General features: G+C 61.6%; 1 protein-coding gene. It reads left to right on the top strand.

All coding sequences use genetic code 11. From position 1 onward, the window contains the following. Window positions 1-25: 25 nt before the first annotated feature. The coding region (locus A9976_RS10050; RefSeq protein ID WP_220808592.1) for a helix-turn-helix domain-containing protein at window positions 26-679 on the top strand (654 nt) is incomplete at its 3' end.

Below are 679 nucleotides of genomic sequence, written 5' to 3'. Positions count from 1 at the left end.
ATCAACTTTTGTATGGAGAGTCGTCATGAGCGTTCAGGGCATGACATGGGCGCTTGCTCAGAGAATCGTGAAGGATCCGACCGCGCGTCACGTCCTGCTGTGCCTGGCTAACTATGCCGGCGCGAAGGGCGAGGGCGCTTTCCCGTCCGTGGCGACGTTGGCCGAAGACACTGGCCTGTCGAACCGGACGGTGCAGACCAAATTGCGTGAACTGGAAGCCCTGCAGGTGATCCAGCGCGGCAATCAGGATCTGGTGGCTGCCTACATTCGGCGCGCTGATCAGCGGCCGGTTTGCTACGACATTGATCTGTCACGGGGTGCAGTAGCTGCGCCCCGCGTGGAACATTCTGAAGGGCAAACACGGGGTGAACCTGCTGCGCCCCGTAATGAACGGGGTGAATCTGACGACGTCACGGGGTGCAGCTCACGACGTCACGGGGTGAATCTGACGACGTCACGGGGTGAACGTGCTGCACCCGAACCGTCATTGAACCGTCAAGGAACCATCAATGAACCTAAAGGCGTGCGCAAGCGCTCGCCGGGGTTCGACCCGATGAGCGTGGAATTGCCGGACTGGCTGGATGCCGATCTGTGGGGGCGCTGGGTGCGTCACCGCGTGCAGATCCGCAAGCCGTTGACCGAAGAGGCCGCCAAGCAGCAGGTGATGGACCTGGACGGA

It is taken from the genome of Delftia sp. UME58, assembly GCF_014170385.1.
Taxonomy (GTDB): Bacteria; Pseudomonadota; Gammaproteobacteria; order Burkholderiales; family Burkholderiaceae_C; genus Comamonas; species Comamonas acidovorans.
The sequence above is the reverse complement of the archived record's forward strand: the minus strand, read 5'-3'. Positions and strand labels throughout refer to the sequence as shown.